A 26,818-nucleotide genomic window follows, 5' to 3' on the forward strand; every position below is an offset into this window, starting at 1 on the left:
AGGCTTGGCCAAATCGGCCTTGTGTTGAAAGGGATCACTATGGGCAAAACAGTCCGACTGACCGCAGCGCAAGCTTTGGTGCGCTATCTGGGTGCGCAGATGAACGAAGCCGGAGAGCCGTTCATCGCTGGTGTCTGGGCCATTTTCGGCCACGGCAATGTGGCAGGTCTGGGTGAGGCGCTGCACGCTGTCAAAGACACCCTTCCCACTTATCGCGGCCATAACGAGCAGACCATGGCGCATTGCGCGATTGCCTATGCCAAGCAGATGCGGCGTACCCGGGCGATGGCGGTGACCTCGTCGATCGGGCCGGGCGCGACCAATATGGTGACAGCGGCCGCGCTGGCGCATGTGAACCGCCTGCCGGTTCTGATCGTCCCCGGTGATGTATTCGCCACTCGTGGGCCCGATCCGGTATTGCAACAGATCGAAAGCTTTGGCGACGGCACCGTCAGCGCCAATGACTGTTTCCGCCCGGTCAGCCGCTATTATGACCGTATCTCGCGCCCCGAACATCTGCTGACCGCACTGCCGCGCGCCTTCCGCACCATGACGGACCCGGCCGATTGCGGACCGGCAACATTGGCCTTTTGTCAGGACGTGCAGGCCGAAGCTTATGACTATCCCGAAAGCTTTTTTGAGCCGCGGGTCTGGTATCAGCGCCGTATCCGCCCGGATGAAGGCGAACTGGCCCGTGCCGTCGCGGCCATCAAGGCAGCGAAGCGTCCGGTTATCGTTGCCGGGGGTGGGGTGCATTACTCGGGCGCGACCGATGCACTGCAAAGCTTTGCTGAGACGCACAACGTCCCCGTTGCCGAGACGCAGGCTGGTAAATCGGCCCTGGCCTGGGATCACCCTTTGAATCTAGGGCCGGTTGGCGTCACTGGCGGTGAGCCCGCCAATGACGTTTGTGCCGCCGCCGATCTGGTTCTGGCAGTCGGCACGCGGTTGCAGGATTTCACCACAGGTTCATGGGGCCTGTTCTCGAATCCCGAACGTGAGACGATTTGCCTGAACACAGCTGCCTATGACGCCGAAAAACACGGCGCCATGCCACTGCAATCCGACGCGCAAGTCGGGCTGCAAGAGCTGGGCACGGCCTTGCAAGGATACCGCGTCGATCCGGTGGCCGACACGCTGAAGGCTGAATGGTTTGGCAAGGTCGATAAGCTGACCGATGCGCCGGGGGACGGCAACGCTCTGCCGACCGACATGCAGGTGGTGGGTGCGGTTCAACGCGCCTCGCACAACGACACCGTTGTGATGTGTGCGGCGGGCACCATGCCGGGTGAGTTGCACAAGCTGTGGAAAGCGCCGCGCCCGGGTTCGTATCACATGGAATACGGGTTCAGCTGTATGGGCTATGAAATCGCTGGTGCAATGGGGATCAAGATGGCTCAGCCGGAACGTGATGTGATCTGCTTTACCGGCGACGGCACCTATATGATGGCGAATTCGGAAATGGCGACGGCAGCGATGATGGGAATTTCGTTCACGGTCGTCATCACCGACAATCGCGGGTTTGGCTGTATCAACCGGCTGCAGATGGGCACGGGCGGGGCCGAGTTTAACAACCTGCTGGATCATGCGGTGCACGAAACGCCATCTGCCATCGACTTTGCTGCCCATGCGGCGGCGATGGGGGCGACTTCGGTTAAGGTCAGCTCGATTGCCGAGCTTGAGGACGCGCTGGCTAAACGCGGCGAGATCAGAGGGCCGTATGTGGTGGTTATCGACACTGATCCGTACCCCTCGACCGAACATGGCGGAACATGGTGGGAAGTGGCCGTTCCCGAGGTCAGCATCCGCCCCGAAGTGAATGAAAAACGGGCGGCCTACGAGGTTGCTATCAAGGAAAGAAACACGAAATGAACGTGAAAATCGGAATCTCTCCGATCGCCTGGCAGAATGATGACCTGCCGGACATTACTGCGGCCTTCACCATGGAGCAGGCGCTGAAAGAGGCGCGAGAGATCGGCTATACAGGCGTCGAACGGGGCCAGCGAATGCCCTGCGATACCGAAGGTTTGCGCGCCTATCTCGACGGCAACGACATTGCGCTGTGCGGTGGCTGGTGCTCGGGCGCGTCGCTGGTCAATGACTTTGCAACTGAACGCGACGCTGTGCGCGCGCAGGTCGAGCAATTCGTGGCCCTGAACAGTCCGTGCATAGTTTACGCCGAGTGTTCGAACACCGTGCAGGGGCAGATTGGAACGCCGGTCAACCACCGCCCCAAACTGGCGAAAGATGAGGTTATGGCCTATGCGGCCAAGATCACCGATCTGGCCAAGTGGATGGGCGATCAGGGCATGACGATGGCCTATCACCATCACATGGGCACGATCATCGAAACCGAAGATGAGGTGAACTGGCTGATGGAGGGGTCGGGCCCCGAGGTGAAGCTGTGCTTTGACACCGGCCACCTGCTGTTTGGCGGCGGCGATGTGCTGGCCACCCTGAACCGCTGGGGCGACCGGGTGCATCATGTGCATTTCAAGGATATCCGGCCCGCCGTGGTGCAGGATACGCGCGAAAAAAACCGCAGTTTTCTGGATGCCGTTATCGCCGGGGCTTTTACCGTGCCCAGCGACGGCTGCATTGATTTCCAGGCGATTGCAAACGCGCTGAAGGCGATGGACTACGACGGCTGGATCGTGGTCGAGGCGGAACAGGACCCAGCCAAGGCGCCACCTTATGAATACTCCAAGATGGGTTACGACCACATTGTGGACGTGTGCGGAACGGCAGGGTTGAAGATCAAGGCGTAACACGCCGCCCAAGAGAGCAACACCAAAAGCCATGAGAAAGGAAAAAGTCATGGTAAATCAAGACCTCGGATATGTCGGCTATTTCGACCGGGAATCCTGCGATCTGGATGAATTTAAGGTGTTGACCTCGCAATGTCTTTTGGCCGATGCGGTGCCCCTTGCCGCGTCGGTTGAAAAGAACGTTCCTGTCTATGACATGCAGGCGTTGCGCCCGGCATTGGAACGGCCCGATACACGCCGGGCATTGCTGGCGGAATGGGCTTGGGTGCTGGACAAGTCCGCTGGCGTGATCGCCCTCAAGAGGGCGTATGCGGATACTTCTATCATCGACCGCGCCACCGAAATCTTCCGAGAGCTTATCGACGAGGAACGCCAAAGCGGGGCGGGTGAGGGCGATCACTTTGCAGCCTCGGGCGCTAATGATCGGATCTGGAACGCGTTGCAAAAGCAATGCCTGCGCGACCCCGAAGGCTTTGCGCTGTATTTCGGGAATACCGCGATTGCGGCAGCGTGCGAGGCTTGGCTGGGTCTGAATTATCAGGTCACCGCTCAGGTCAACCAGGTACGGCCCGGCGGTAAGGCGCAGCAGGCGCATCGGGATTACCACCTTGGGTTTCAAAGCGCGGACAGTGCCGCCCAGTACCCGGCCCATGCCCATCTTGTGACTGCGTCGCTGACGTTACAGGGGGCGATTGCCCATTGTGATATGCCAGTGGAAAGTGGGCCGACAAAGCTGTTGCCGTTCTCACAGCTTTACCCATCAGGATATCTGGCGTTTCACGATACCGCCCATCAGGATCATTTCGAAGACCATTATGTTCAACTGCCACTGGCAAAAGGTGATGCAGTGTTTTTCAACCCGGCGCTGTTTCACGCGGCGGGTGAAAACAGCAGCGCCGACATTCACAGGATGGCCAACCTGCTGCAAATCTCATCCGCGTTCGGGCGTGCGATGGAGGCGGTGGATCGCCGCGCCATGGCGCTGGAGGTTTTCCCCTCTCTCATTGCCCTGAAACAGCGCGGCGAGCTGGCAGGAGCAGAACTGGACGCCGCCATCGCCGCCACAGCGGAAGGCTACCCGTTTCCGACAAATCTGGACACGGATCCTCCGATCGGAGGCAACGCGCCGGAAAGTCAGGCCGATATCCTGCGAAGGGCCGTGGTCGAGGGCTGGACCGAAACAATTCTGGCCGAGGCGCTATCCGCCCTGCACACAAGGCAAGCTGCCTGAAGCAAGAACATCAAGGAGGCTAAAATGGCAGACCTGCTTAAGAAACCCTTCGGTACCCATGGCAAGGTCCATGACATCACCCCGGCTAGTGCGACTTGGCAGTATGTCGGGTTCGGCCTCTATCATCTGCGCGCAGGGGATAAGGCGGCTGAGGCCACTGGTGAGCGCGAGGTCATTTTGGTCATGGTCGAGGGCAAGGCGCAGATCACTGGCGCCGGCCAGGATTGGGGTGTTCTGGGAGACCGGATGAATGTCTTTGAGAAGACCCCGCCGCACTGCCTGTATCTGCCAAACGGAACTGAGTGGCAGGCCATCGCCGAAACCGATTGCGTCATCGCCGTCTGCACCGCCCCCGGCCAGGGCGGGCACGCGGCGCGGCGGATCGGGCCCGACGGCATCACTCTGACCGAACGCGGCAAAGGGGTGAACACGCGCTATATCAACAACATCGCGATGGAAGCCGAGGATTATGCTGACAGTCTGCTGGTGACCGAGGTGTTTACGCCGAACGGGCACTGGTCATCGTATCCTAGCCACCGACATGACGAAGATGATTACCCGCGGATCACCTATTTGGAAGAGACCTACTACCATCGCCTGAACCCGGCCAACGGCTTTGGCATTCAGCGGGTCTATACCGATGACGGTCAATTGGATGAGACGATGGCAGTCTCAGACGGCGACGTCGTGACCGTCCCGCGCGGCCATCACCCGTGCGGCGCACCTTATGGGTTTGAGATGTACTATCTGAACGTCATGGCCGGACCTTTACGCAAGTGGCGTTTTGTACCCGCTCCCGAGGTTGAATGGATCATGGAGCGCGACGGGTAGGTCCGATCGGTCTACGCGGCGCGCTTTGAGTTACGTTTGCTTTGCGGAAATAAGGGTTTGAGAACCAGCTTCAGTGGCTTTTTGAACACGTCCACAACGAAAAAGAAAACCGGTCTCGACGCGCGGATCATGGACCGGGCATAGGCGTTGGCTTCCTCTTCTTGCTCGGCCACCTGTCCACCCTCACTGTGCCCAAGAACGTGATGGCCGACCTCGTGGTAAAAGGTGACTTCATTGTTGAGTGTTTCAATCCAACTAATCAGACCTTTGAGTTGGATCGTTGGTTGGGTCAGCACAATGCCAGAGAAGAACAGGTTGTACCTGCCCAGATAGTCAAGCTCAGGCCGCTCGGCGATAACGTCGATACGGGTCACGTCCTTTAACGACAATCCTTTGGTTTTGCTCCAACGCTGAAGGTTACGAATGACGCGACGCGAATTTGCGACGTCATCGGCAATGAATACTGGAACGGTTTCGGCCAAATAGGCTGAAGGTGCATCTTCCAGCCGTTTTGCCAAAAGGTTCAGCGTTCTGCGATGTACTGGATGCAGTTTGATCGGTCCCAGCCGCATGACTTCCTGCCGGAACGCGTCGCCGTCCATCTCGCTTAGCAGCGCCAACAGGATACCAAAGTACTTTGGTAAAGGACCCGGAGGATTGTTTTTCCAGGCATTGGAGTTGAGTTTTTTCTTTATGACCGGGATGGCCTCTTCCTGATCAGAGAGTAATGCCCGCCATGCATCCCTAACAGTTTCTATGTGGTCAGTTGAAATGCCCCGCAAGAGCTTATTGAGGAAGCGTTCGGCGTTTTGTTGCATACCTCACGAATAACAGGATTATTCATGGAGTGTAAAATTCTCTTTTTGAAGTAATATGTTAGATGCTCTGGTATTAACTTTGCGGCGGCGCTCCGAAGGCCCGGATCACGAGCCGTGCGGCGGCTTCGACCGGGTCGTGGGTTTCTTTTAGAATGGTGACGCGGTCGAACCTTTCGGGGTCGCTGTTTACGGCTTCGCGCAGGGCGGCGCCAAAGGCCATGCGCAGCTCGGTCCCGATATTGAATTTGCAGATGGAGGTCTCGCGGGCCAGGCGGGTGCGCTGTTCAACCGGCACGCCGGAACCACCATGAATGACCAAGGGCACGTCGGTCACGGCGTCGATCTGGTGGATGCGGTCTTCGTCTAGGCCGCCTTCCTTGTTCTGCTGCAGATGGACGTTACCGACAGAAATCGCCATCGCATCTACACCGCTTTCACGTGCGAACTGCGCGGCCTCGGCCGGGTCGGTACCATTTGACCCTTCGCCACCGGAATAGCCGACAAAGCCGATCTCACCTTCGCATGAAATCCCCGCCGCGTGGGCCATTTCGGCAATCGCGGCGGTCTCGTCAATATTCTGCTGCAACGGTTTGCGTGATCCGTCGAACATCAGCGATGTAAACCCGCTGTCCAGCGCGATTTTGCAGTCCTCATACGTATAGCCGTGGTCCAGATGCGCGACAACGGGGACCGAGGCGTTTTCGGCCAGATGGCGGAACATCTTGCCCAGCACAGGCAGCGGCGTGTGTTCACGGCAACTAGGCCCCGCTTGCAGGATTACCGGCGCGTTTTCAGCCTCGGCCGCGGCCACATAGGCGCGCATGTCTTCCCAGCCCAGCGTGACCAGGCCGCCCACGGCATAGCCTTGTTCATAAGCGGGGGACAGGACGTCTTTCAGCGTGACAAGGGTCATTTGAACTTTGCAATCATGTCTTTGATGCCCGGAATAGTCTCGATCTGGTAGGCATGGGTTGGCTGGAAATATTGTACCAGAGACCTCTGGCTGAGACCGCCGAGAATGGTGAAATAGTACATCTCATACCCCGGCAGCACACAGCAGGGGTGATAGCCCTTGTCGATGCAAATCGTGGACCCGTCGACGATGTGATAGGCATCGCCGGGCTCGTTATCTTCGCGTTGCAACATCTGCAGGCCCGATCCCCAATTGGGCTTGAAGCGGAAGTTATAAGTTTCGTCATGGCGCGACTCTTCCGGCAGGCGGTTGGTGTCGTGCTTGTGACTGGGGAATCCGGACCAACCGCCTTGACCCACAGTGAACAGCTCACTGACCAACAGACGACCTACCTTGTCGTGCTGTTTCTGACCAAGGATGTGCTTGATCTTGCGATGGGTTTTGGTGTCATCGCTGCCGTATTGCACAAGGTCATGCTCGCGCACATCGAACGGGTCCAGTACCTTGTCGTATTTGGCCCCGGCGATGAATATTTCGGCCTGGTCCGAGACGCAGACCATCTGAGCCTTGGCGCCGACGGGGACATAGACGCCCTCGGGCTCGCCATCCCAGACGTCTTCACCCCGGTTGCCGAGCTTGGGGAACTGTACGCCTTCAACGTCGATATCCACGCTGCCGGTGGCGGGGGCGATGCAGGTTTCATACCCCGGCACCTGGTATTCGAACACCTCACCTTTTTTCAGTTTAACGATGTTGAAATAGTTCAAAGGCACCGTAGGGTCGTCGGCATCGACGATGGGTTTGTTCTGATTGTCATAGGGCGCGATATGCATTGGGGTCTCCTATGTGGTCGGGCCGGGATGGGCGGCAAGGAATGCGTCCAGCTCGGGTGTTGTGGGCATGGCGGGGGCGCAACCGGGTTGCGAAACCACGATTGATGCGCAAGCCGAGCCGCGCATCACGGCGTCTTTCAGTGAATGCCCCGCCGCGATCGAGGCCAGCAGGCCAGCCATAAAACTGTCGCCCGCGCCGTTGGGTTTGACGGCGGTGACGGGGTATATGCCGGTGGCAATTTCCTGACCGTCTACCAGCGTGACGGCACCTTTCTCGCCCATCTTGTAGATGACGATCCGGCCGGGCTTTTCGGCCAGTTCCTTGGCTTTTGCGAACCCTTTTTCGATACCGCCAGCCATGAAGCCGAATTCTTCGTCATTGCCGACGATCAGGTCGCTGGCGTCTCCCGCGCGCGACAGCACACCCGCGGCAACCTCAGCCGAAGGCCAGCTGTAGGGGCGATAGTCGATGTCGAAGATGATCGGCAGACCAGCCGCGCGGGCATTGTCAAAAGCGCGGAACGTGGCGCTGCGCGAGGGTTCGGCGGCAAAGACGGTTCCAGCCGAAATCACAGCAGAGAAAGCTGAGAAATTAACCCTGTCCATATCTTCGTCGGTGACCTGAAAATCGACTGCGCTATTGCGATAGATGACGTTCTGGAAATTCTCGATTCGGCTTTCATAGACGGCCAGCGACATGCGGTATTCACCGCCCAGAACGCGGATATAGGATGTGTCCACGCCGTAATTGCGCAGCTTGTTAAGGCAGAACCGCCCCACCGCATCATCCGAGACTGATGTGATCAGCGACGCGTGACTGCCCAGCTTGACCAGGCCCGCGCAGATGTTCGCGGATGACCCGCCCAGATCGGCGTGGAACGTGTCGGCATCCTCGCTTTTGACACCAATGGGATCGGCATACAGGTCCATGCCAGCCCGCCCTAGCACTGCAAAGCGGTTTCCTTTGATACCGTCTATCAAAGCGCTCACGTCATGTCCTCCGGCAAAGTGGGGTCGGCAAAGTTTGGACCTTGCGTTGAATCGATTCACACGATACTCATTTTGCAACCGGTTGCAAATAGTATGTTCGGAGCCGTGACAGATGCCTGAAATCGGAATTGGAATTGTGGGTGGCGGCTATATGGGCAAGGCTCATTCCGTCGCGATGTCAGCAGTAGGTGCGGTGTTCAACACCGCATTGCGTCCGCGTCTGGAAATGATCTGTGCCTCAAGCCCTGAAAGTGCCGAACGCTATCGGGCGGCCTATGGATTCAAGCGCGCGACTGGGGATTGGCAGGCGCTGGTCAAGGACCCGGCGGTCGAGGCCGTGGTCATCGCCTCGCCTCAGGAAACCCACCGTCAGATTGCCGAGGCGGCCTTTGCATTGGGCAAGCCGGTTCTGTGCGAAAAACCCCTTGGCGCGTCGATGGCTGATGGAGATGCCATGGTTGCCGCGGCCGAGGCGGCTGGTGTCACAAACATGGTCGGGTTCAACTACGTCCGCACGCCTGCCACTCAATTTGCACGGAAACTGATTGCCGACGGTGAATTGGGCGAAGTCACCTGGTTTCGGGGTGAACATACCGAGGATTTCTACGCCGACCCCGATGCCCCGGCCACGTGGCGCACAACGGGTATGGCCAACGGCACCATTGGCGATTTAGCTCCACATATGGTCAATGGGGCGCTGGCCTTGATGGGGCCGATTGCCGAAGTGATGGCCGAGGTTGAAACCGTCCACGAAACCCGTCCCGGTGGCAAAGTCACCAATGACGACCATGCTCAGATCATGTGCCAGTTCGAAAATGGCGCGATGGGCAATATCTATGTCAGCCGCATCTCAACCGGGCGTAAAATGGGCTATGCGTATGAGATTTCGGGCACCAAAGGCGCGCTGCGTTTCGATCAGGAAGACCAAAACGCCCTGTGGTTCTATCGTCGCGAAGGCCCCGAGGCGCATCGCGGTTTCACAAAGATCCTGACCGGTCCTGCACATCCGGACTACGAACCCTTCTGTCAGGGCCCAGGCCATGGCACTGGATATCAGGATCAGATTATCATTGAGGCCAAGGATTTCCTTGAAGCCATTCATGCCGGCCAACCGATCTGGCCCACCTTCCGAGACGGGCATGAGGTCAACCGGGTGCTGGCTGCAGCGCTGGCCTCGTCCGAGCGGCGGCAATGGCAAAACATAAGCGATTTCTGATCGCGCAACCGTAAAACCTGAAGAGAGACAAGAACCATGGCAAAGCTGAGATGGGGCATGATCGGTGGTGGCGAAGGCAGCCAGATTGGGCCTGCGCACCGTTTGGGAGCGCTGGCGGACGGGATGTTCGAACTCGCCGCGGGCGCGCTGGATCACCGCCCCGATGTGGGTCGGGAATATGCCCGACGGCTGGGTGTTGCTGCGGACCGCGCCTATGGCGATTGGCAGGAAATGCTGGCGGGTGAAAAAGGGCGCGAGGACCGGATTGATCTGGTGACAATTGCCACGCCAAACTCAACCCATTTCGAGATTGCCAAGGCGTTTCTTGAAGCCGGATTCAATGTGCTGTGCGAAAAGCCGATGACCATGACCGTGGAAGAGGGCGAAGAGATTGTCCGCGTGGCCGAGGCTTCGGGCAAGATCTGTGCAGTGAATTATTGCTATTCCGCCTATCCGATGGTGCGGCAGGCCCGCGCAATGGTGCGGGCTGGCGACATTGGGAAAGTGCGCTTGGTGGTGACTAATTTTAGCCATGGCCACCACGGCGACGCCACCGACGCCGACAACCCGCGCGTCCGTTGGCGGTATGATCCGGCCATGGCGGGTGTATCTGGGCAATTCGCTGATTGCGGTATCCACGCGCTGCATATGGCCAGTTTCATCTGCGATGACGAGGTCAAAACACTGTCCGCCGATATGGCCTCGACCATCCCAAGCCGCGAGCTGGAGGATGATGCAATGGTGAATTTCCGAATGGAGGGCGGCACAGTCGGCCGCCTGTGGACTTCATCCGTGGCAATCGGGCGGCAGCACGGGTTCGACATTCAGGTGTTTGGCGAAACCGGGGGAGTGCGATGGCACTCGGAACAGCCCAACCAGCTGATTTATACACCCGTGGGGGGGCGTACTCAGATCATTGAAAAGGGTGAGGGTGGATTGCATGATGAGGTGCAGCGCCTGTCCCGCGTGGCGATTGCGCATCCCGAAGGGTTCCCCCTGGCCGTTGCCAATATCTATTGCGATCTGGCCGATGCGATCCGCGGAGAAACCCGTGACGGCCTGCCCGGCGCTTCAGACGGCGTCCGCTCGATTGCTGCCGTCCACGCGGCAGTCGCATCAGGCAAAGAAGACGGCGCGTGGAAAGATGCGCGCCCGCCGATGTTCCGATAATCAGGGGCGGGGCCGCAATGTGCCCCGCTCGATCACCCGGCAAGGGAAAATCCGCGCTTCAGGATAGCGTTTGGGATCTTTCAGCATCTCTTCAACCAGATCGACGGACGAGGTGATGATCTGCTTGATCGGCTGATGAATGGTGGTCAGGTCAATGTTCTCCCAACGCGACATTTCCATGTCGTTCAGGCCGATGATGCCGATATCTTCGCCGGGTTTCAGCCCGTGGTCGCGCAGGGCGGACAGCGCCCCAACCGACAGAATGTCGTCACCGCAAAAATACCCATCAGCCGGGGCACCTGCCAGCAGTCGCAACATCTCGGCACGTCCAGCCTCGAACGAATAGGCCCCCGCGAATGAGTGGGACACATCAAGCTCGGGGTGCTTTTCGACCTCTTCCATAAAGCCGCGATATCGATCCATGGCCGAGGTCGCATCTTTTGGCCCCCCCAGATACCCCACACGCCGATACCCGCGCGCCAGCAATTCCCGCGCCGCCATGCGCCCGCATTCGACGTTGTCGATTCCGACCACATGCACTTCGGGCGACGTGGCTGAGCGGCCAAACGTATGCACCACCGGCACGCCAGCATCATGGAACGCCTTGGCAAAACTGGGCGGCAGGGTCGATGAGGCGACGATGGCGGCATCCACAGAATACTGCCGCAGCATCCGCACCGAATTGGCCGGTTCAGTCTCGTCCGTCAGGTTGACGATCAGGGGTCGTAGCCCGCGCTCCTGCAGGGCGCGGGTGAACTGGTCGAAAACCTCAAGGAAGATCGGGTTGTGAAAGTTGTTGGAAATTAGCCCGATTAGCTTGGTCCGCCCGGTTGTCAGCGACGACGCCAGCGCATTGGGGCTGTAGCCCAACTCTTTGGCGGCTTTTTCAACCTTGCTGCGGGTCTTTGCCGAAACCGAGGCACCTTCGGTAAAGGTCCGCGACACGGCCGAGCGTGACACACCCGCTAGGGCAGCAACATCTTTCAAGGTGACACTCATGACTGGCGCCCACGGTTAGGGGGGAAGCTGATCAGCAATTTCATGAAACAGATAGTATGCGCCAACAGCTATATTTTGCAATCGGTTGCAAGGCCGAGAGTCAAATAACACCGAGTCCGTGGTATTTGTGGAAGCAGTGGGAGAATGGTGGGTGATGAGAGACTCGAACTCCCGACATCTTCGGTGTAAACGAAGCGCTCTACCAACTGAGCTAATCACCCGTGACGCTGCATGTAGCCAAGCCTGCGCGCGGGTGCAAGAGGGTCCGGCACAATTTCTTTACCTCAATACCGGATAATCCGCCCTAGTGTATCGCAGGCCCCGGTAGTCTTGTTCATTTTCCGCAGGCTGGCCCTGATCGTATGGGAAAGACGCTTGCGTGCCCCCGGTTGCCTCAGATATCTCCGAAGGGACGCAACCTTCCTGACGCGAGAGCATATGATCCTGTCCCTTGCCCGCCGATGCGCAATCGCGGCCCTGGTGCTTGGCACTGTAACGCTGGCACCGCTCCGGGTCAGCGCGGCAGAAGTTTTGGTGTTTGCGGCTGCCAGTCTGAAAACCGCGTTGGATGAGATCGCACCGATATTCGAGCACCAAACAGGGCATCAGGTGACGGTGTCCTATGCGGCCTCGTCAGTGTTGGCGCGGCAGATTCAGTTGGGCGCGCCCGCAGATGTGTTCATTTTCGCCAATGTGGATTGGATGGATGTTCTGCAGGATCAGGGATTGATCGACGTGGCCTCGCGCGTGGATCTGTTGGGCAATGGGCTGGTTCTGATCGGTGGGTCGGATCAGGCGCAGATCGGGCATATTCAGCCGGACACCGATTTGATTGCAAGGCTGGGCAGCGGGCATCTGGCCATGGCGCTGGTCGATGCGGTGCCTGCGGGTATCTACGGCAAGGCGGCCCTGCAAAACCTGGGGCTGTGGGAGGGCGTGCAACCTCGGATCGCCCAGACTGACAACGTGCGCGCGGCGCTCGCGCTGGTCGCGGCAGGGGCGGCGCCACTGGGGATCGTTTACCAATCCGATGCGCAGGTTGAAGATCGGGTGAAGGTCGTGGCCTCGTTCCCGTCAGAGCTTCACCCGCCGATCATTTACCCCGCTGCCGTAACCACTTCGGCGCGGCCTGAGGCACGGGCGTTTCTGGACCACCTGCAATCGGATACGTCCCAAACCATCTTTACAGAACAGGGTTTTACCCTGCCGGGCAGCTGACACATGGGATGGTTGGGGCCCGCAGAAATTGAAGCGCTGAGATTGTCGCTGCGCGTTTCCTTCTGGGCGACGTTGGTGACATTGCCCTTTGGCATTTTCGTGGCTTATGCGCTGGCGCGCTGGCGGTTTCCCGGTCGTCAATTGCTGAATGGGTTGGTGCATCTGCCGCTGATCCTGCCGCCGGTTGTAACCGGGTATCTGCTGCTGCTGACATTCGGGATTCAGGGGCCGATGGGCAGGCTACTGGGGGAGTTCGGCATCGTGGTCGCCTTCCGCTGGACCGGGGCGGCGTTGGCGGCGGGGATTATGGCCTTTCCATTGATGGTGCGCGCTATTCGTCTGTCGATCGAGGCGGTAGACCCCAAGCTGGAACAGGCCGGGGCGACCTTGGGCGCGTCGCGGCCCTATGTGTTTGCGACCGTGACCCTGCCAATGATCCTGCCGGGTGTGATCGCCGGAAGTATTCTCGCTTTCGCCAAGGCAATGGGCGAATTTGGCGCCACGATCACCTTTGTCTCAAACATCCCAGGCCAGACACAGACCTTGCCGTCAGCCGTCTATGCCTTCCTGCAGGTGCCCGGCGGTGAGGGGGCGGCGACCCGACTGGTTGTTATTTCAATCATCATTGCCATGGGCGCGCTGCTACTGTCGGAATATATTGGTCGTCGCGCCGCCGCTCGGGTGTCGGGGTCATGAGGCTGTCTGTCCGCCTGCAGCATGACCTGCCCGATATCAAGCTGGACCTCAGCTTTGACGCGCCCTTGGGGGTGACGGTTCTGTTCGGGCGGTCGGGGTCGGGCAAGACCACCGTGGTCAATGCCGTGGCGGGACTTCTGCGGCCCAAAGCCGGGCGTGTTACCGTTGATGGGTGGGAACTGTTTGATACCGAACAGGACCTCTGGTTACCGCCGCATCGTAGGCGATTGGGTTATATCTTTCAGGAAGGTCGCTTGTTCCCGCATCTGACAGTGCGCCAAAATCTGGCCTATGGTCGCTGGTTCGCACCAAAGCGCGCGCGCCGCGAGAACCCGGACAAGGTGATCGAAATGCTGGGCATCGGGCATCTGCTGGATCGCCGTCCAGCGGGTTTGTCGGGCGGAGAAAAGCAGCGAGTCGCCATTGGGCGTGCGCTATTGGCCAGCCCGCGCCTGATCCTTGCCGACGAGCCGCTGGCCGCGCTGGACGAGGCGCGCAAGGCTGAGATCCTGCCCTATTTCGAACGGCTGCGGGATGAGGTTTCAGTGCCCATTCTGTACGTCACCCATTCCGCGGCCGAGGTCGCACGGCTGGCCACCTCTGTCGTCGCTTTGCAGGATGGCAAAGTGGTGCGGCATGGCCCTGCCTCAGAAGTTATGGCTGACCCGTCCGTGGCTCCGGCCGGGGTTCGCGCTGTGGGCGCGGTGCTGAATGTGCGGGTTCAGGAACATCATGCGGATGGGTTGACCGAGCTGGAGGCCGGCGGTGCACGCCTGTTCCTGCCACGTATCCCGCATCAAGTAGGGGAAGACCTTCGAATCCGTATTCCCGCGCAAGAGGTGATCCTGTCCAGCAAGCGGCCTGATGGATTGTCGGCGTTGAACATGTTGGAAGGGACGGTTGACACCATCCGCGCGGGCGGCGGGCCGGGCGCCATCGTCTCATTGCAAACGTCCGCAGGGCCGATCTTGGCGCGCGTGACCCGCCGTTCTGTCGCGGCTTTGGGGTTGGAACCGGGCAAGTCCTGTTTTGCGGTAATCAAGACCGTTGCCCTGGCTCCGCAGGATGTGGGCGGCAGGCTGACCCCGTCTTAAATCAGCGCGCGCGCTTCGAATTCACGCAGAACCAAACGGGCGGCGCGACCGAAGCCATTCCCATCAGGGGTCGCGGTATCGGGGAATATCGCCGCCAATTCCTGCAATGCCTCGGATGACAGCGTGTACAAGGATTCCTCACCCAGAAACAGGCTTTCAGCCGATGCGCCTTCGGCGGTCAGGATTTCATGTTCGTCCAGCAGAATGTGGAAATACTCGACGGCCGCGTCAGAGGTTTCAATATCGATCCCTGGCCAGGAACACAGATGTTTGGCCGCGACCAGCGCCTCGGGCGTGCCGAACAGCAAATCGACCTTGGGACCGCGGATCAGAACGCGGTGCTGCTGCGACACCAGCAAATCCCGGCTGGGCGTATTTGGGCCAAGGCTGCCCGCGCTGATCCTGACAGGCCGCATGGCGGGATTTTCCCGTAATCGCTCGGGTGGCAGTACGCTGCTTTCGATCCATCGGATCGGTTGCGGGCCGTGATCTGCGGTCAGAACCTTATCGCCAACTGATAAGGCCTCGATTAGTTGCGCTCCACCCGGGGTTTCGATCAGCGTGCCAGCGGTAAAACACACCCCTTCGATGGTGATCGTGATCTCTTGCTGCAGGTCGAAAGGGAAAGGTCCAAGAAAAGTGCCGAACTCACCGGTCACTTGAATGGTGAAGGTATCGGTGACGATTTGGTTGTCGTCCAGACTGTCAAAAAACGCTGGGTCAACTGTATAAGTCCATTCCCCAGTATTCGGGTCGACGCTGGCTGTTCCAAAAGCCGGAGGCGAAGAGATGACCCATGTTTCCGACAAAATGGGGACGTTGCTGTCCAGATCCAGATCGCCCATAGCCTGGTTCGGAGGGTTGCCGGTCACATCGCCGGTTATTTCACCCGTAATTGCTATCGAAACCATGTCACGTGCCCTCTGCCGCCAGAACCTGCGCGAACTCCTGCTTGCGGTACAGCTGCATATGAATCGCGCCCGTGTCATCACGCGTCCATTCCACGATCCGGTTTTGAGACATATCACTGTCCATGCGGTTCGTACGAACCCTAGGATGGGGGATGCTCTTTTTCAGCATCTCTACAATCTGATTGGTCTGCCCGAACGGGGCAACCAAGTCGATGATCCAGAACGACGAGCCACTGGTGAAGTCAGCTTCGGTCAATGGGGTTTCCTGAATGGCGTATCGATGCTCGACCTCGGGGCTAAGGCCAGCGAAAGTCACAAATCCGCGCGGAAAGCCATTTTGCCGAAAGATGTGATACTGGCCCAACCGGAATGGTGTTTCAAAGGCATAAAGCACCTGCGCCAGACTGCGATCCCTATGCGGTGTTGTCAGCGACGCCAGATAGAACATCGCGCCGAAATCCGCGTATTTTTCGGGCGGAATGTCGAACCAGTCCTTTGGGAATGCCTTGCTCAACCCGTGCCTCGTGCAAATGACCGACGATCTGAGTTTACCCTCTAACGCCCTGAAATGATACCGTTTCAGTCACAGCGGCTTGTTTCCGTTGCGGAACGGTGAGAATTGCGCCGCATATCGCAAACTTTACTCAACGGGCCTGATCCCTATCATTTCAACCACAGCCGAATTTTGGTCAGAGGAGATTTACTATGCAATTATTCAAATTATTCAGCATAGGTGTTCTGGTGTCGGTGCCAGCCCTGGCGCAAGCGACCGGGTTTGGGTTTAGGTATGGCTTCAATCCCGGCTTTCGCACGACAGTGACGCCATTGGACAATGGCAACTATCAAGTGGCCACGCATGGCACGTCAAAGGCAATTGCCTATTGGTGTGGTATCGGTGATTTCGCCATCCGCACCCTTGGCCTGCCGACAACGCAGCAGATTTATGTTTCCAGACCTTATGAAAAGCAAACACGGACGGTGGAGTTTTCGCTGACTAAGCCCGAAGGGGGCAGCACAAAAAAGAGTTATTCGATCAGCGTCAGCCGCGTGGGCGAAAGTATGTCGGCATCCGGGGCGCAAAGCCGTTGCTACGATAACTTTATGGATTTCGATTTCTGAGGGTAGATCAGACCCATTTGGCCATCGGCGGCAAGCTCATCAGCACGGCGTCGGGATCGTGGCCGGTTTCCAGCCCAAACTTGGTGCCCCGGTCGTAAACCAGGTTGTATTCGACATAGAGGCCCCGATGCACAAGCTGAGCGTTCTTGTCGGCATCGTTGAATCCTAGCACGCGGCGCTGTTCGACCAGGGGTAAAAAGGCCGGAAGAAAGGCACGGCCGATATCTTGTGTCAGCGCAAAATCCGCAGCCCAATCGCCGGTGCAGTAATCATCCATGAAGATACCGCCAACCCCGCGGGCGCGCTTGCGGTGCGGGATATAGAAATATTCGTCCGCCCATTCTTTCAGGCGTGGGTAATGACCTGGCCCGTGCGGGTCCAGATGCGCCTTTTGCGTGGCGTGGAAATGGGCCGTGTCCTCGTCATATTCAATGCAAGGGTTCAGGTCGGACCCACCGCCGAACCACCATGCATGTGGGGTCCAGAACATGCGAGTGTTCATATGCACCGCCGGAACATGCGGATTTTGCATATGCGCGACCAGCGAAATGCCCGAGGCCCAAAAGCGCGGGTCTTCGGTCATGCCCGGAATGCCTTTGCGCGCTGCCATCGCCTGCTGCGCGCTCGCGCCAAGTGTCCCGTAGACGGTTGAGATATTGACGCCGACCTTTTCGAACACGCGGCCACCGCGCATCACCGACATCAATCCGCCGCCCGCATCCGTGCCATCTTCGGACTGGCGCGTGGTTTCCTTGATTTCGAACCGTCCAGGTCTGGCGTCCGAAAACGGCCCGGTGTCGTGGCTGTCTTCAAGAGCCTCAAAGGCGGTGACGATTTGGTCCCGCAATTGGCGGAACCATGCAGAAGCGGTGGATTTTTCGGTGTCGAACATATGTGTCAGTGCGCTGGGGCTGCAACGGGGTCCAGCAGGGTGCGGCCGCCGTCAATGGTTAGAATTTGTCCGGTGATGAAACCTGCGGCGTCCGAGGCCAGAAACTGTGCTGTTTCGGTCAGTTCGGTCGGCGCAGCAATGCGGGCCAGCGGAGTGTGTTTTTCTATATCGTCCCGAAAGTCGCGGTTCTCTTTCAGGGTGGAGCGCAATGAGGCGCTCATCACGGATCCCAATGCGATGGAATTTACCCGAATACGGTTGGGGGCCAGCGCGACAGCCAAGGATCGGGTCATCTGATCCAGCGCGGCGGTCGAGACGGAATAGGCCATCAGGTCAGGGTGGGTTCGTCGCGCTGCAATCGAAGACAGGTTGATGATCGAGCCTGCAATGTTTTCCTCGTCATCTCCGGCTTGTTTGATCATACGTTTGGCGACCAACTGGCTTAACCGTAGGGCGGGCATTAGGTTCTGATTCAGAAGGGTGCGGACTGAATCGTCTTCGGCATCCAGCGGATCAGAAGGGATCACCTGACGGGCGCCGTTGATCAGGATATCCACCTGATCGAAGGCGTCGATTGTGGCCGACAGCAGGTTGGCAATTGTCAGCTTTTCCCGCAGGTCGCCAGCAAAGAAACGGATATTGCTGTCATCGGCCTGCTCGCCCAGTTCTTCGGCCAGCCGCTTTTCGTCCATGTCGGCAAACATCACATTGGCCCCGGCATCGGCAAAGTGGCGCCCGATGGCCAGGCCGACCCCGTTGGCGCCGCCGGTCACGATTGCGGTTTTGCCTGCTATGGAAAAGGACATGCGCTTCCTCCTGAATTGCGGCGCAGGTTAACTGGGATCACCGCCGAGGGCGAGAGGCATGGAACACCTTGAACCGATTGTCGCCGGTCACTTCTTCGACATGCGCAAATGTGTCGGTCAATGTGGGCTCATAGGGGAGGTGGCGGTTGGCCACCATCCACAATGTGCCATTGCGGGTCAGGTTCTTTGCCGCGGATGTGATAAAGCCTTGCCCCAGTGCCGGATCGGCGTTGCGCGTAGTGTGAAACGGTGGGTTCATCACCACGGTGTCGATGGGTTCGGGCGAGCGCCATGTCACCGCATCGGCCCAGTGAAACTGAGCGCGGGGATCAGTCACATTGGTGCGGGCACAGGTCAGCGCAATATGGTTGGCCTCGACCAGGTGCAAGGATTTCAGGCCCGGCGCCTGCAGCAGCCCGGCCGAAAGATACCCCCAACCAGCCCCCAGATCGGCGACCCGAGCGCCCAGCTTGTCCGGCAGCGCGGCCCGCAACAGGGCCGAGGCCGGATCAATGCCGTCGGCCGAGAATACGCCTGGCGCGGTTTTAAAACCGTCCGCGGTCTGATGGGCGGGCGCGGCCCAATCCGCAAAAGCATGCGGATCGGACTGGAACCAGAAGATCTTGCCATGCGCCTTTGAAATCGGCCCCTCAACCGCGACCCGCTTGCGGATGTCCTTCAGCAAACTGTCCACACCGTCGGTCTTGGCGCCGTCAACGACAATCACGCCATTCGCGCGGGTGCAGGCCTGCTGCACCATCGACCGGGCCAATGCCTTGGCGCGAGGTAGGATTACGATGGCGTCCTGACAGGGATCTTGCGCCACGGGTACAACCGCGAAGCCCTGTTGGGTGAAATGGTCGTGAAAGGGTTTAAACGGCTGCACCACTTGCGTTTCACGCGGCAAATCAGACAGGTCACTGGCCGTTGTTGGCCCCAGTACAGTCAGTGGTTGCGACAAGGTCAGACCGCTTTGCAGCGCAAGATCAAGGCGAGGGGACATAAGCGATTCCGTAAGACCGGTCTGGTCTTACTCTTCCCGTTCCATGGTGCATTGCAAGGGGTGCTGGTGCCTGCGGGCGAAATCCATGACCTGGCCCACTTTGGTCTCGGCGATCTCATGGCTGAACACGCCAACGACGGCCACGCCTTTTTTATGCACCGTCAGCATGATCTCGAACGCCTGCGCGTGGGTCATGCCAAAGAACCGTTCCAGTACATGCACAACGAATTCCATCGGCGTGTAATCGTCATTCAGCAGCAGAACCTTGTACAGCGGCGGACGCTTGGTCTTGGTGCGCGTCTGTACCAGGACAGACGCATCTGCATCGTCGTCGTCCGATTTGTCAGACATCATCCATTGGTGTTCAAGCATCGCGTTCTACTGTCCGATTCAGGCTTCGGTTTGTCTTTGCGCTTATATAACGTCGAACCAGCCAGAGAAAAGAGCCAGCAGGACGTAATAGCCATGGGCCAAAATCTTACCACAATCGGCTTCGATGCGGATGATACATTGTGGCACAATGAGCGGTTTTTTCAGCTGACGCAGGCTTATTTCGCCGATCTTCTGGCGGATCACGCCGAAAGGGATCACCTGATGGAGCGTCTGCTGGCCGCAGAAAAACGCAATATCCGGCACTATGGATATGGAATCAAAGGTTTCACCCTATCGATGATCGAAACTGCGATTGAGGTGACGGACGACCGGGTTCCCGCCTCGGTCATTCGGCAATTGATAGAAGCCGGGCAAGAGATGCTGGCCCATCCGATCGAGCTGTTGCCCCATGCACGCGCGGCGATTGAAAGCGTGGCAGCGACTCATCAGGTGGTGCTGATCACCAAGGGCGATCTGATTGATCAAGAGAGGAAACTGGCCCAGTCGGGGTTGGGTGAGCTGTTCGACGGGGTCGAGATTGTGTCTGAGAAAACGCCCCAGACCTATCGGCTCATCTTTGGCCAATACGGTGACGGGCCTGCATCGGCGATGATGGTTGGCAATTCGATGCGCTCGGACGTGGTGGCCCCGATACAGGCCGGGTGCTGGGGCGTGTATGTGCCGCACGGTCTGGTTTGGGAAATCGAACAGGCCGAAACCCCGGCGGATAACCCGCGATACCGCGAGCTTCAGGATTTGGGTCAGCTTGCCAATCTTGTTCAGCGACTCAGCTGATGTGGCCGAATGGTCTCAGTCCTGAAAAATCGACGCCCAGCGTCGGCAAATTCTGGTCATATTCATGGATTTGGTGGTGGCAAGGGTGCGCCTGACCACATGTGGTGTGTCTGTGGCAAGCTCAAGAAACCGCGAATTCACGAGCTTTTTGTTTCTTTCACTGGGTCTCTGTGTTAGCCTGGTCAATAATATAATAATTATTTAGCCGACCGGGAAAACCCGGCGGCCCGAGGTAGACAGAGGCAAAGATCGTGCAGGTTCGGCGGACAGTTCCGGCCCGAATGGGCTTATTCCTTATAGCATTCTTGTGGCTGCTCTCCTTTGCGCCGTTGCAAGGGGTGGCTGCTCCTTATGCGGCGATGGTGATCGATGCACGCACCGGCGAGGTGCTGCATTCGCGCAATGCCGACACACGGCTGCATCCGGCTTCGCTGACAAAGATGATGACGCTTTATATTGCGTTCGAAGCGGTGCGGAACGGTGAGATCGATCTGGATACCCAGGTGCGCATCACCAAGAAGGCCGCGTCCGAGCCGCCGTCAAAGCTGGGCTTGCGGTCCGGTCAGCGAATTGCATTCCGCTATCTGATCCGTGCCGCGGCGGTTAAATCGGCGAACGACGCTGCTACCGCCATCGGTATTGCGATCAGCGGGTCCGAGGCCGCCTTTGCCCGCCGCATGACCCGAACCGCCAAGGCGATGGGCATGAGCCGCACAACCTTCAAGAACGCGCATGGTTTGACGGAATCAGGCCACCTGTCGACCGCGCGCGATATGACCACTTTGGGCCGTCATCTGCTGTATGATTACCCGCAATACTACAATCTGTTCTCGCGCCAATCGACACATGCGGGGATCAAGACCGTTCCCAACACCAACCGCCGCCTGCTGGCCGCCTATAAGGGCGCTGATGGGATCAAGACAGGCTACACCCGGGCTGCGGGCTTCAATCTTGTGGCCTCGGCCAAGCGCAAAGATGAACGTATCATCGCCACCGTCTTTGGCGGCAAGTCGGGTGCATCGCGCAACGCCAAAGTGGCCGAGCTGTTGGACATGGGCTTCCGCCGCGCCCCGTCTCGGGCACCGATCCGTAAACCGGCGCGCCCGGCCTATGCCGGGAATGTCGGTTTGGGTGCGACGGTTGCAGCTCTGACCGGTGCACCAAATTCCAGTCTCCGTCCGGTACTGCGTCCAACGGCAGGGTCTGCAGTACAGGTTGCGGGCACGGTTGCTGCGACAGCGGCCAAGAACGGCGCGCGTATTCAGGACGGTATTGCAGCCGCCATGGCCGCTGCGGATATCCAAACCCCAACCGGCGACACAGCGCGCCCCGCTGCGCGTCCGGATGATCTGGTTCTGGCGTCGGCCGATCCGGCCGTGCAGCCGGAACCCGAGCCGGAAATTGTCACCCGCCTTTCCACGTCCGGCGGGCATCTGTGGGGCGTCAACGTGGGCCGCTATACCACCCGATACGAGGCGGAAAAGGTTTTGCTGAAAACTGCCCTGTCGGAAATGACCACTCTGGAAGGCACGCTGCGCAAGGTGAACCAAAGCTCGCGCGGCTTTGACGCGACATTCCAGGGCATGACCCGCGAACAGGCCGATTTGGCCTGCCGCAGGCTTCAGGCCCGGAATGTCACCTGTTTCATGATCGGGCCGTCATAAGATCCGACATATACTCTCCTGGATGGATCTGGGCTGCGAGGAAACTCGCAGCCCTTTTTTGTCAGGGCGTTTTAGTCGAACACGTGGCCATGCTGGTATTGTTCGTCCTGCCCGGCGGCGGCTGTCAGGGCCGCCACGTTGTCCTTGGTGAAGAACCCGTCATAGTGGTGGCAGCGTTCGATATATTCCGTGATCAGCAGCGTATTCTTCGAGTGTTTCGAGAAAATCTGCTTGAGGTTCGGATCGTCTTTGCATTCACCCACCACATGGGCCAGAAACGGCACGCCTTTATCCTTGAGCGTATTAACCACGAAATCGACGTTTTTCTCACCGGCGTTGTGATCACCGTCCTGAATTTCGATGGCCATGTGATGCAGGCGACGGCCAAAATTTCGGACGAAATCCTCGGTCGGCATCGGCAGTTGCTCGAATGAATTGATGAAGGACGGGGTGTTGTTGGCGGTGAAGACCTTGGCGGGCGATTTCTTGTCATCATCCACATTCGGGTTTCGGTTCACGTTGGTCGACGAGTTCATGTCAAAGATGTTGTACGCACCCCAGAAGTAATAGGGCACCATGGTTAGAAACTCGAGGATCGCGTCCTCGCGCTCACCGGCCAGAATGCGGGTGGCAAGGTGATCGACCCCCAGCATCAAGGGTGAGATTTTGCTGTCTGCGCCAAAAGCGGCGGCCTGATCCAATTGCGCCTGCTCGGCGTCGCTCAGCAACACGCGGTCACCCAGACCCAGGCTGTCGGGGTCATTGAAATCCAGCGTGGAATAACCGACCCGGTTGCAAGTGAAATCCGACGGGGTGGTGAACCGGAACCCATCCAGCGTGTAGAAAGGGTTTTCGGTATCGCCTTCATATTCAAAGCGGATATTCTGATCCTCAAGCGTCTTGCTAAGGGTATTCAAGTCTGTCACGCCGTAAATCTCTCCGACATAACGTGTTTGCGGAGTGCCGCGCGCCAGCGGATACATGCGGTTGATGCGGGGAATGAAATCCTCAAAGCTGGGGCTGAGCGGCGCCATCACGATCAACGCCGGGTAGTCGGTGTGTGAATGCAGAACCGAAAACTTATGCGTCTGCCCCAGATAGCTGGCCGTGTGGCGATATGGGGTCATCACATACAATTCGATCAGCGTATCGAACAGCGCTGCGGTTTCCACTTGCTGGACAATCGCCCGCATCGGCCCGACCTGATCGGCAACACCAGAGCTGCTACGCCGCTCATAAATTTTGGGTAGATACTCGCCGAAGAAGTCCGAGTTCTTCTTGTCCCCGCGCGGTTCATAAGACATCAAATCGAAAGACATAAATTTCCCTCCTTGCGTGGGCCCAGAGAGTTCCGGACCCGGCGTTGCCTGGATTTCCAATAATCAGAACATGCACTTGCAGGCATGCTAGGGTCAGAAATCCAACTGGGCAACACTAAGAAGGTGGGGCGCAGACCTTACGCCCGGATGTCTATCGGGTGAATTTTGTCACCTCGACACCACCTGCGATCAGGTTTTCGCGAACGGACCGGGCGATCTGCACTGCGGTCGGCCCATCCCCATGCAGGCAGATCGTGTCGATTGAGGTTTCCAACCGCTTGCCGGTTTCGGTGATGATTGCACCTTTGCGGACCATGTTCAGCATGCGTGGGCCTGCCAGTTCGGGGTCGTGGATGACCGCGCCGGGCAGGCTGCGATCAACAAGCGTACCGTCATCGTTATAGGCGCGGTCGGCAAAAATCTCTCCCACCCATTTGCAACCCAATTCGCGCACGGCCTCTTCCTGTTTGGTAACAGCCAGCACCATGACAATAATGTCCGGGTCCACGTCCAGCGCGCCCTGATAACAAGCTCGTGCCATGTCAATATCGACCGAACACATATTGGCCAAAGCACCGTGCAGCTTCAGATGCCGGACCTTCGTACCAACCGCCTTGGCCATGCCCATCGCCGCGCCAAGTTGAAAACGGACCAGATTGCGCAGGGTTTCGTGGGGCACCTTCATATTGCGGCGGCCAAATCCCTGCAGATCGGGAAAGCCGGGATGCGCGCCGATGCCGACATCGTTCTGGGCAGCCGACGTCATCGTTTTCGCCATGACATCGGGATCGCCCGCATGAAAACCACACGCGATATTGGCCGAGGTGATGATCTTCAGCAGGCTTTCATCATCGCCCATATTCCAAGGGCCAAAGCTTTCCCCCATATCGGCATTCAAATCGACGCTGGGCATCGGCAAACTCCTTATTCGGTGCCAGAGATCATTCCGCTGATCAATTGATAGGATAACAGGTCGGGGATGTCGTGCGGATCGCGGACCAAGGGCTCGACCCGCGCGCGCAATCGCGACAGATCGGACAGGTAAGTGGCGTGCAGGGCGACGGCCTCGTCCATGGACACAAATGTAAACTTTATCTGCCCGCCGGCCGGGGTTTGCGCCGCCCGGGGCAGATCGCAGGGCAGGACAGTGGCGATACGAGGGTAACCACCGGTCGTCTGGCACTCGGGCAGCAGAATAAAGGGGTTTCCGGTGCCGGTCATCTGGATGTCGCCCGGGGTGATCACATCTGACAGAATGTTCAATTGACCCTTTGCGGCAAAGCCTTCGCCATCGTTTTCCAATTGCATGCCCATTCGGTTGGCCCGCGCACCGCGCCGAAACGCGGTTTCGGTAAAACGGTCCAGCGTTTCTGGATCGAAAAGGGGGGTCTGGAAGCTTGCCAACACGCGCAGGGTGCCCCCGGAAAATCGGTCACCGGGGCGCAGTTTCATACCGGTGTTGCCTGAATAGGGACCGACGGGCAGTCGGTCGCCGGCCTGCACGGCACGCCCGACATTCGCTGTCAGGTGGGCGGAACGTGAACCCAGAAACAGCGGTACTTCAAATCCGCCACCAACATGCAAATAGCCATAGTTGCCCTGATTGGCGGCGCCGATCGTCAGCTTCTGACCCGCCTCCATAGAGAAAGAGGCATTCCAGACAATCGGGACGCCATCGATACTGGCCTGCATTGGCGCGCCGGTCAGGGCGATGCTGACCGGTTGCGTGGCCTCGAACGTGCCGCCCATTCCCGCCATTTCCAGGGCTGCGCAGTCCGGGCTTTGACCCAGCAGCGCGGCACCCTCATGCAACGCCAGTTGATCTGCCGCCCCTGACCGTGAAAGTCCCTGATCCAGATATCCCGAACGCCCCTGATCCTGAATGGTGCAGGCCGGGCCAATCTGATGTACCAGCAGGCTCATGCCGGGATCTCCTCTCGGGTCGCCCCGCCTAGACCATCATTGGTTTCGCGTATCTGTTCCAGTTCTGCGCGTGAGACCGGCAGAAATTGCATCTCGTCGCCGGGGCGCAGGACAAAGCTCTGTTCGGCTTCGGGACGGAAACAGCGAAAAGCGGTTTGGCCGACATGTCTCCATCCTGTCGGATTGGGCCTGGAAAACAGCACAAGTTGCGATATCGCCAGGATCAGCGCTCCTTCCGGCACCATAGGGGTGAGCTTCTTGAGGCGTGGAATGTTGAACTCTGGCCCTAGCGGTCCAAGATATGGCAGGCCGGGTGCAAAGCCGATGGTTAGAACGCGAACACGGGTTTCACTCAGGCGTCGTATGGCTTCGGTTGGTGTCAGCCCAGCTGCCGCTGCGGTTTCGTCCAATTGCGGCGCTAATTCACCTCCGTACACAGTGGGTACCTGCCACAAGCGGCGACCTGCAGGAAGCGGTGCCCGATACCAGTCTTGTTGATGCAGCATCTCTTCGATCCGCCCGTGGATTTCCTTGTGCGGCAGGGCAAGGGGATCGAACCGAACATAGGCCGAGGCCAGAGACGCCGATGTCTCAATCACACCTTCCCATCCAAGAAGGTCGACCGCATTGCGAAATGCAAGCGCCGCCCGGTTCGAGGATTCAGCCATCGTGTCAGCAAACGAGACCAATAGACCGTCCTGACCAACCGTCCGTATACAAGGAAAGGGATGCGCGTGCGTAGCTGTCATATTACTGTGCGTTTGGCTGTCTCTTTCCGGCGAGGTGACAGTATCCGAGGGTAATGCGCAAGACCCGGCGCGCGCGTTGTGCCTTTTTCAGTGCCCTGTTTGGTGGCGAGTCGGGGAAGCGGGCTCAAAATTGACTCGGATCAGGTGATGCGACTCGGTTGGGTCTTGTGGATGTCGGCTGGGAACTCACTATATATAGGGTATGCGGGTGGTTGACCGACTGCTTTTGGTGGGGCAACTGCGTGTGCCTACTGCGTGAGTGGTGCATGTGGCTTAGTTGAGTGTATCTTAATCATTTGAAAAATAGGTGAAAAATATCAATCCGCAAAAAAATCGCGCAAGAAGCAATTTTCCTCTTGCGGGTTGTTTGGGTAAACCTTAGAACCCCCTTCACCGGCGCTGCTGAGGCGGTGTTGGGACGCTGGAGACGGCGGAGACGCTCAGGAGAGACTGGGGGCATCTTGAGGGATTTGTTAGGCGGGCGCGCT

At 58.5% G+C, this 26,818-nt stretch carries 28 protein-coding genes and 1 tRNA gene; 12 read left to right on the forward strand and 17 right to left on the reverse strand.

The genetic code is table 11. The features are described from left to right. The first annotated feature begins 39 nt into the window (after nucleotides 1-39). The 4 genes from iolD to iolB are packed head-to-tail and all read left to right on the forward strand — an operon-like array spanning nucleotide 40 to nucleotide 4,830. A complete protein-coding gene (iolD, locus tag ACR0DL_RS14060) occupies nucleotides 40-1,872 on the forward strand; it encodes a 3D-(3,5/4)-trihydroxycyclohexane-1,2-dione acylhydrolase (decyclizing) (protein WP_480689710.1) in 1,833 nt (610 codons plus the stop codon). Next, complete coding sequence (iolE, locus tag ACR0DL_RS14065) at nucleotides 1,869-2,768, forward strand: myo-inosose-2 dehydratase (RefSeq protein ID WP_480689712.1); 900 nt, start codon at nucleotides 1,869-1,871, stop codon at nucleotides 2,766-2,768. The genes iolD and iolE overlap by 4 nt, the downstream gene beginning before the upstream one ends. 49 nt (nucleotides 2,769-2,817) lie before the next feature. Next, nucleotides 2,818-3,999, forward strand: a complete 1,182-nt coding sequence (locus ACR0DL_RS14070; protein ID WP_170361555.1) for a phytanoyl-CoA dioxygenase family protein — start codon at nucleotides 2,818-2,820, stop codon at nucleotides 3,997-3,999. Nucleotides 4,000-4,023: 24 nt separating this feature from the next. Further along, complete coding sequence (iolB, locus tag ACR0DL_RS14075; RefSeq protein WP_170361557.1) at nucleotides 4,024-4,830, forward strand: 5-deoxy-glucuronate isomerase; 807 nt, start codon at nucleotides 4,024-4,026, stop codon at nucleotides 4,828-4,830. Nucleotides 4,831-4,841: 11 nt separating this feature from the next. Here the strand turns inward: iolB and ACR0DL_RS14080 are convergent, their stop codons facing one another. From ACR0DL_RS14080 to iolC, 4 genes are all read right to left on the reverse strand, one after another. After that, complete coding sequence (locus tag ACR0DL_RS14080; protein ID WP_480689714.1) at nucleotides 4,842-5,450, reverse strand: hypothetical protein; 609 nt, start codon at nucleotides 5,448-5,450, stop codon at nucleotides 4,842-4,844. 271 nt (nucleotides 5,451-5,721) lie between these two features. After that, a complete protein-coding gene (locus tag ACR0DL_RS14085) occupies nucleotides 5,722-6,561 on the reverse strand; it encodes a class II fructose-bisphosphate aldolase (protein WP_480689716.1) in 840 nt (279 codons plus the stop codon). After that, nucleotides 6,558-7,394, reverse strand: a complete 837-nt coding sequence (locus tag ACR0DL_RS14090; protein ID WP_170412888.1) for a 5-deoxy-glucuronate isomerase — start codon at nucleotides 7,392-7,394, stop codon at nucleotides 6,558-6,560. The genes ACR0DL_RS14085 and ACR0DL_RS14090 overlap by 4 nt, the downstream gene beginning before the upstream one ends. Nucleotides 7,395-7,403: 9 nt before the next feature. Then, nucleotides 7,404-8,384, reverse strand: a complete 981-nt coding sequence (gene iolC, locus ACR0DL_RS14095) for a 5-dehydro-2-deoxygluconokinase (RefSeq protein ID WP_170412891.1) — start codon at nucleotides 8,382-8,384, stop codon at nucleotides 7,404-7,406. Between the two features lie 112 nt (nucleotides 8,385-8,496). Between iolC and ACR0DL_RS14100 the strand changes: the two genes are divergently transcribed. Continuing rightward, entirely contained in the window at nucleotides 8,497-9,600 is a 1,104-nt protein-coding gene (locus ACR0DL_RS14100) for a Gfo/Idh/MocA family protein (RefSeq protein ID WP_480689719.1), read from the forward strand. A gap of 36 nt (nucleotides 9,601-9,636) precedes the next feature. Then, nucleotides 9,637-10,770, forward strand: a complete 1,134-nt coding sequence (locus ACR0DL_RS14105) for a Gfo/Idh/MocA family protein (protein WP_170516837.1) — start codon at nucleotides 9,637-9,639, stop codon at nucleotides 10,768-10,770. Here ACR0DL_RS14105 and ACR0DL_RS14110 read toward each other — a convergent pair whose 3' ends face one another. Together ACR0DL_RS14110 and ACR0DL_RS14115 are read right to left on the reverse strand one after the other, a co-directional pair. Beyond that, nucleotides 10,771-11,769, reverse strand: coding sequence for a LacI family DNA-binding transcriptional regulator (locus ACR0DL_RS14110; protein ID WP_170350473.1), 999 nt, complete (start codon nucleotides 11,767-11,769; stop codon nucleotides 10,771-10,773). It abuts the gene before it with no gap. Nucleotides 11,770-11,914: 145 nt separating this feature from the next. Then, nucleotides 11,915-11,990: transfer RNA gene (locus ACR0DL_RS14115), tRNA-Val, on the reverse strand. A gap of 217 nt (nucleotides 11,991-12,207) precedes the next feature. On the opposite strand from ACR0DL_RS14115, the gene modA reads away from it, so the two are divergent. The 3 genes from modA to modC are packed head-to-tail and all read left to right on the forward strand — an operon-like array spanning nucleotide 12,208 to nucleotide 14,777. After that, nucleotides 12,208-12,987, forward strand: a complete 780-nt coding sequence (gene modA, locus ACR0DL_RS14120; protein ID WP_480689721.1) for a molybdate ABC transporter substrate-binding protein — start codon at nucleotides 12,208-12,210, stop codon at nucleotides 12,985-12,987. Between the two features lie 3 nt (nucleotides 12,988-12,990). Continuing rightward, a complete protein-coding gene (gene modB / locus ACR0DL_RS14125; protein ID WP_480689723.1) occupies nucleotides 12,991-13,683 on the forward strand; it encodes a molybdate ABC transporter permease subunit in 693 nt (230 codons plus the stop codon). Continuing rightward, on the forward strand, nucleotides 13,680-14,777 hold the full coding sequence (gene modC, locus ACR0DL_RS14130; protein WP_480689725.1) for a molybdenum ABC transporter ATP-binding protein: 1,098 nt from the start codon (nucleotides 13,680-13,682) through the stop codon (nucleotides 14,775-14,777). Before modB ends, modC begins: the two co-directional genes overlap by 4 nt. Here the strand turns inward: modC and ACR0DL_RS14135 are convergent. Beyond that, nucleotides 14,774-15,688: a Hint domain-containing protein gene (locus ACR0DL_RS14135; protein WP_480689727.1), complete on the reverse strand. Its 915-nt coding sequence runs from the start codon at nucleotides 15,686-15,688 to the stop codon at nucleotides 14,774-14,776. The genes modC and ACR0DL_RS14135 overlap by 4 nt on opposite strands. 1 nt (nucleotide 15,689) lies before the next feature. Next, on the reverse strand, nucleotides 15,690-16,202 hold the full coding sequence (locus ACR0DL_RS14140; RefSeq protein WP_480689729.1) for a toxin-activating lysine-acyltransferase: 513 nt from the start codon (nucleotides 16,200-16,202) through the stop codon (nucleotides 15,690-15,692). A gap of 191 nt (nucleotides 16,203-16,393) precedes the next feature. On the opposite strand from ACR0DL_RS14140, the gene ACR0DL_RS14145 reads away from it, so the two are divergent. Next, the gene (locus tag ACR0DL_RS14145; RefSeq protein ID WP_480689731.1) at nucleotides 16,394-16,807 is read left to right on the forward strand and encodes a hypothetical protein; all 414 of its coding nucleotides are present in this window, start codon (nucleotides 16,394-16,396) and stop codon (nucleotides 16,805-16,807) included. Between the two features lie 7 nt (nucleotides 16,808-16,814). Here the strand turns inward: ACR0DL_RS14145 and hemF are convergent, their stop codons facing one another. Genes hemF through clpS form a run of 4 tightly spaced genes read right to left on the reverse strand, consistent with a single transcriptional unit; the run spans nucleotide 16,815 to nucleotide 19,880 of the window. Continuing rightward, nucleotides 16,815-17,699: an oxygen-dependent coproporphyrinogen oxidase gene (gene hemF / locus ACR0DL_RS14150; protein WP_480689733.1), complete on the reverse strand. Its 885-nt coding sequence runs from the start codon at nucleotides 17,697-17,699 to the stop codon at nucleotides 16,815-16,817. A 5-nt stretch (nucleotides 17,700-17,704) separates the two neighbouring features. Next, entirely contained in the window at nucleotides 17,705-18,505 is an 801-nt protein-coding gene (locus tag ACR0DL_RS14155) for an SDR family NAD(P)-dependent oxidoreductase (RefSeq protein WP_170350457.1), read from the reverse strand. Nucleotides 18,506-18,542: 37 nt separating this feature from the next. After that, complete coding sequence (locus ACR0DL_RS14160) at nucleotides 18,543-19,508, reverse strand: class I SAM-dependent methyltransferase (protein ID WP_480689735.1); 966 nt, start codon at nucleotides 19,506-19,508, stop codon at nucleotides 18,543-18,545. Nucleotides 19,509-19,535: 27 nt separating this feature from the next. Further along, on the reverse strand, nucleotides 19,536-19,880 hold the full coding sequence (clpS, locus tag ACR0DL_RS14165; protein WP_170350453.1) for an ATP-dependent Clp protease adapter ClpS: 345 nt from the start codon (nucleotides 19,878-19,880) through the stop codon (nucleotides 19,536-19,538). Between the two features lie 93 nt (nucleotides 19,881-19,973). On the opposite strand from clpS, the gene ACR0DL_RS14170 reads away from it, so the two are divergent. Then, nucleotides 19,974-20,675 carry an HAD family hydrolase gene (locus ACR0DL_RS14170; RefSeq protein WP_170361593.1) on the forward strand — a complete coding sequence of 234 codons (702 nt, stop codon included), beginning with the start codon at nucleotides 19,974-19,976 and terminating at the stop codon, nucleotides 20,673-20,675. Between the two features lie 281 nt (nucleotides 20,676-20,956). After that, nucleotides 20,957-22,339 carry a D-alanyl-D-alanine carboxypeptidase family protein gene (locus ACR0DL_RS14175; RefSeq protein ID WP_170551385.1) on the forward strand — a complete coding sequence of 461 codons (1,383 nt, stop codon included), beginning with the start codon at nucleotides 20,957-20,959 and terminating at the stop codon, nucleotides 22,337-22,339. A gap of 71 nt (nucleotides 22,340-22,410) precedes the next feature. Here ACR0DL_RS14175 and ACR0DL_RS14180 read toward each other — a convergent pair whose 3' ends face one another. The 5 genes from ACR0DL_RS14180 to ACR0DL_RS14200 form a co-directional block, all read right to left on the reverse strand. Next, a complete protein-coding gene (locus ACR0DL_RS14180) occupies nucleotides 22,411-23,658 on the reverse strand; it encodes a hypothetical protein (RefSeq protein ID WP_480689737.1) in 1,248 nt (415 codons plus the stop codon). A gap of 151 nt (nucleotides 23,659-23,809) precedes the next feature. Then, a complete protein-coding gene (locus tag ACR0DL_RS14185) occupies nucleotides 23,810-24,571 on the reverse strand; it encodes a LamB/YcsF family protein (protein ID WP_170412923.1) in 762 nt (253 codons plus the stop codon). 11 nt (nucleotides 24,572-24,582) lie between these two features. Beyond that, a complete protein-coding gene (locus ACR0DL_RS14190) occupies nucleotides 24,583-25,581 on the reverse strand; it encodes a 5-oxoprolinase subunit C family protein (RefSeq protein ID WP_480689739.1) in 999 nt (332 codons plus the stop codon). Then, entirely contained in the window at nucleotides 25,578-26,330 is a 753-nt protein-coding gene (locus tag ACR0DL_RS14195) for a 5-oxoprolinase subunit B family protein (protein ID WP_170412930.1), read from the reverse strand. The genes ACR0DL_RS14190 and ACR0DL_RS14195 overlap by 4 nt, the downstream gene beginning before the upstream one ends. A gap of 292 nt (nucleotides 26,331-26,622) precedes the next feature. Beyond that, on the reverse strand, nucleotides 26,623-26,818 hold a 196-nt coding region (locus ACR0DL_RS14200; RefSeq protein WP_480689741.1), incomplete at its 5' end, for a hypothetical protein.

The organism is Ruegeria sp. BB5 (assembly GCF_056539405.1).